We start from the raw sequence: 2,924 nt of genomic DNA, 5'->3' as shown, positions 1-2,924 counted from the left end.
GAGCGCCCTGGCACCGCCGGCGGCCGTGCCGGTCAGGCCCGCGCCGAACCCGAAGGCGCCGTTCTTGTTGATCTCGTCGGGGCCCGCCCTGCGTCCGGCCTCGAGGCCGATCGAGGCGAGCGCGCGGGCCAGGTTCTCGGCCTGCGAGCGCCTGACCGGGGCCAGGTAGCTGCGTTCGGGGACGACGGTGGACTCGGTGTAGCCCTGCGAACGCCTCAGCCCGGCCTCCCTCACCGGGCGCACCCACAGGGTGGGGTGCTTGGCCGCGATGACGCCGCCGTTCGCGATGCTGGCGCGGTCGATGGACCACGCCGAATGGCCCTCGTTGCGCACACCGTCCTCATCGACGGTGACGTGGAAGGTGATCGGGCGCAGCATGAAGATGGCGATGACGACCTCGAGCACGGCCAGGGCGGCCCAGATGACGGAGGTCCTCGACGTGCCGAACCGGAACCAGATCACGGCGATGACGACGAGCACGATGGCCACGACCGCCGAGAAGATGCCGACGGGCAACGAACGCCGTGTTGTGACGCGGGACTCGGACAGTGCCATGCAGTCCGCCTCCAAACATTCGATGACTAGTACCGAAACCCCCGTTGACGCGCTCGGAGCATCCCGTTCGGGCGCGGGTCGGGCGTGCCGACGGCGCGACGGGGCGGAACCGTGTGCGGCAAGTTTACCGGAACCCCGAATTCATAAGGAGATTCGATGCCCCCGGGCGCCGCATCGGGTCACCGTTCAGCCGCGGATGAGGGGCGCAGAGCCACTTCCGGCCCGAGGACCGGAAACAGGCCCCTGCACGGGGGTGGAGGCCGAACAACGGGTCTCCTGCGCGGAGCAGGAGACCCACGGCGGTGACGGAGGGATTTGAACCCTCGGTGGCTTGCACCACACTCGCTTTCGAGGCGAGCTCTTTCGGCCGCTCAGACACGTCACCGTGGGCAACCATACCGATCCGGCCGCCCCGGGCTCAAATCAGCGGACGCGGATCACCGGCGCGGGGATCCACGCCGCCGCCCCGGCGGCCGGCGAAGAACTCGTCCAGAACGGCCGCGCAGGGCCCGGCCATGATGCCGCCGACGACCCGGGGGCGGTGGTTCAGCCGCGGATCGCGCACGACGTCGAAGAGCGAGGCCACCGCCCCGGCCCCGGGGTCGAACGCGCCGAAGACCAGGGTCCCCACGCGGGCCGCGACGAGCGCCCCGGCGCACATCGTGCAGGGCTCGAGGGTGACGACGAGCGCGCAGCCCTCCAGCCGCCGGCGCCCGAGCGCCCCCGCGGCGGCGCGGATGGCGAGCACCTCGGCATGACCGGTCGGATCGGCATCGCGCTCCCTGCGGTTGCCGGCTACGGCGATGACCGAATCGTCCGGACCGAGCACCGCCGCACCGACCGGGACGTCGCCGGCGGCGCCGGCTTCGCGGGCGGCCGCCAGCGCCGCACCCATGGCGGCGTCCCAGCGGCTCATCGTCCGGTCCGGGTCCGGGGCGTCACGAGCGGATGACGCGGTCGAACTGCGGGCCGAACTTGATCTTCGCGATGATGCGGTGCGCCAGCTCGCCGGAGTCCTCGTCGAGGTCGTCCAGGATGTTCTCCATGTCGAACTCGGAGACGCCCTGATCGGCCAGGATGTCCAGGTCGCCGACGGACTCGGAGTCCTCCTCCTCGTCGTCGTCGGGCACGTCGAGCCCGAGGTAGTCGATGACGTCCCGGGCCAGCGGCCAGTCGTTGCTCGACAGCGAGTCGGACAGCAGCACCTGCACCTGACGGCCGCGGCAGCGGCAGATCACGAAGAACTCGCCGTTGACGCTGACGATGCCGGTCGCGCCCGTGTCGCCGGGCAGGCGGCGCAGCTGGGCGATCAGCTCGTCGAGGTCGTTGGCGCAGGCGTCGGGCAGCGGCATGACTACCGGGGCGCCGTCCTCGCGGTAGAGGGCCGCCACGAAGTCGATCTCGTCGGCGGTGGCGTCCTCGTAGTCGTCCCCCTCGTCGTCATCGTCGTCATCGGGGTCGTAGTCGTCCTCCTCGTCCTCGAGGTCGTCGTAGTCATCGGAGATCACACCGCGATCGGCGTCCTCGCGATCGTCCAGGCTGTCGAGCTCCTCGACATCCTCGTCATCGTCGAATTCCCTCGTCATGTCATCAGCCATGTCGACCTCCCGTGTGCCCCGACCAGAACCGGTTGCCCCCGGCCCCTCCACCCGGCGCCCGTGCCCCATTCACCGAGTAACCCAAGTGTATGGGACACTCGGCCCCGTGGAACTGTGCGTCGTTGATCATCCTCTGGTCGCTCACAAGCTCACTCGCCTGCGCGAGGAGAGGACGCCGAGCCCGACCTTCCGCCTGCTCGTCGCCGAACTGGTGACGCTGCTGGCCTACGAGGCCACCCGTGAGGTGCGCGTCGAACCGGTCCGGATCACCACCCCGGTGGCCCCCGCGACGGGCATCCGGCTCAGCGAGAAGCCCCTCGTCGTACCGATCCTGCGCGCCGGCCTGGGCATGCTCGAGGGCTTCACCCGCCTCGTCCCGACCGCCGAGGTCGGTTTCGTCGGCATGGCCCGCGACGAGGAGACGCTCAAGCCCACCACCTACGCCGAGCGCCTGCCGCGCGACCTGTCGGGGCGCCAGTGCTACGTCCTCGACCCGATGCTCGCCACCGGCGGCTCGCTGTCGGGCTGCGTGGACTTCCTGACCAGGCGCGGCGCCGACGACATCACCTGCATCTGCCTGCTGGCCGCGCCCGAGGGCGTCGAGCGGGTCCGCGGGCTCGTGGACGGGGCCGGCGCCGCCTGCACCCTCGTCGTGGCCTCGGTCGACGAGCGCCTCGACGAGCGCGGCTACATCGTCCCCGGCCTGGGCGACGCCGGCGACCGCCTGTACGGCCTGGCCGAGTGAGCGCCCCCCGCGCCCCGGATGCACCG

4 protein-coding genes and 1 tRNA gene are annotated in these 2,924 nt (G+C 71.2%); 1 reads left to right on the top strand and 4 read right to left on the bottom strand.

The annotated features are described in order from the left end of the window. From R2N01_RS11315 to R2N01_RS11300, 4 genes are all read right to left on the bottom strand, one after another. Positions 1–555, bottom strand: a 555-nt coding sequence (locus R2N01_RS11315; protein WP_316671256.1) for a hypothetical protein, incomplete at its 3' end; no start/stop codon positions are given. Between the two features lie 300 nt (positions 556–855). After that, positions 856–940: transfer RNA gene (locus R2N01_RS11310), tRNA-Ser, on the bottom strand. A gap of 33 nt (positions 941–973) precedes the next feature. After that, positions 974–1,450, bottom strand: a complete 477-nt coding sequence (locus R2N01_RS11305) for a nucleoside deaminase (RefSeq protein WP_316671257.1) — start codon at positions 1,448–1,450, stop codon at positions 974–976. 43 nt (positions 1,451–1,493) lie between these two features. After that, positions 1,494–2,153, bottom strand: a complete 660-nt coding sequence (locus R2N01_RS11300; RefSeq protein WP_316671255.1) for a tRNA adenosine deaminase-associated protein — start codon at positions 2,151–2,153, stop codon at positions 1,494–1,496. A 106-nt stretch (positions 2,154–2,259) separates the two neighbouring features. Here R2N01_RS11300 and upp point away from each other — a divergent pair, with 106 nt between their 5' ends. Next, a complete protein-coding gene (gene upp, locus R2N01_RS11295; RefSeq protein WP_316671253.1) occupies positions 2,260–2,898 on the top strand; it encodes a uracil phosphoribosyltransferase in 639 nt (212 codons plus the stop codon). Positions 2,899–2,924: the final 26 nt, after the last annotated feature.

This window comes from uncultured Propionibacterium sp. (genome assembly GCF_963539965.1).
In the GTDB taxonomy this organism is placed as follows: domain Bacteria; phylum Actinomycetota; class Actinomycetes; order Propionibacteriales; family Propionibacteriaceae; genus Propionibacterium.
The sequence above is the reverse complement of the archived record's forward strand: the minus strand, read 5'-3'. Positions and strand labels throughout refer to the sequence as shown.